At 57.1% G+C, this 937-nt stretch carries 2 protein-coding genes; both read left to right on the forward strand.

Features of this window, described 5'->3' with window-relative positions:
• Positions 1–673 (forward strand): Tfp pilus assembly protein FimT/FimU (locus tag NW819_RS13400; protein ID WP_414414047.1); only part of this gene is annotated, 673 nt, incomplete at its 5' end.
• Positions 674–734: 61 nt separating this feature from the next.
• Positions 735–937: carbamoyl-phosphate synthase domain-containing protein (locus NW819_RS13405; RefSeq protein WP_414414048.1), on the forward strand; the 203-nt coding region annotated here is incomplete at its 3' end.

Here is a 937-nt window from a genome sequence, read left to right on the forward strand (position 1 = left end):
AATCGTCAAGCCTAGTCAAGCCCATATGACTTGCCCAGAGGGGGGATTCCTGCCTATGCTGGCCTCGGTGAGCGGATCTAGACGGATTGCACCTGCCCAGACAAGGGGCTTTACGCTGATAGAAGTCTTGGCGGTTATTGTCATCATCGGCATCTTGGCTGTGCTGGCCGTTCCCTCTGGGATCAACATCTGGGCGCGGATCCAGCTTGAGGATGCGCAGAACAGGGTGGAGCGAGCCTTGCGCACTGCCCGCACTAACGCCAGAGCCTCTCTCCTGGGCCGAGCTTGGGTGGTGGGGGTGGACAATTCGGAGCCGAATGTACCGACTCTGGTTATTCAAGATGAGCAGGGCCTTTGCGATGAACCCACCCCCTGTCAGCGGGTGCGCCTGAATAATTTTGTAACCGTCAACAGTATCTTCCCTGGTGAAGTGACATCCACTTTAATTGCCATACCAGAGCGGTCAGTGGAGGTTATAGAGAACGCCCCCACCTTCGCCAACGGAAGGGCGGTTTTTGAATCCGATGGCCGCGCCCGTCAACTGGGTCGCTTTGTGGTCAGCAGCACCTACTCTCAGGGAGAAAACCGCTGCGTGGTGGTGAGCACCTTGATAGGCACTATCCGCAAGGACAACAACCCGGCTTGTGCAAGTAGAACAGATGCAGAAGAATAGCCAGGCTTGCAACCTTCTTGAAAGAGGGTAGGATGGTCAGGCCGATGTTTTTGGGTGGAGCATGGCTTCTCCTTCCCTGATCCCTCAGGAAAAAACTTTCCCTTGGCAGGCTCGTCAGCCTGCTTTGCTGGTGCTGGCGGATGGCACTTCCTTTGCCGGTTGGTCTTTTGGGGCGCCGGGCACAGCGGTGGGGGAGGTGGTGTTCAACACAGGCATGACCGGCTACCAGGAGGTGATCACCGATCCCAGCTACCGGGGGCAGAT

It is taken from the genome of Synechococcus sp. R8-2, from assembly GCF_047461715.1.
GTDB lineage: Bacteria > Cyanobacteriota > Cyanobacteriia > Thermostichales > Thermostichaceae > Thermostichus.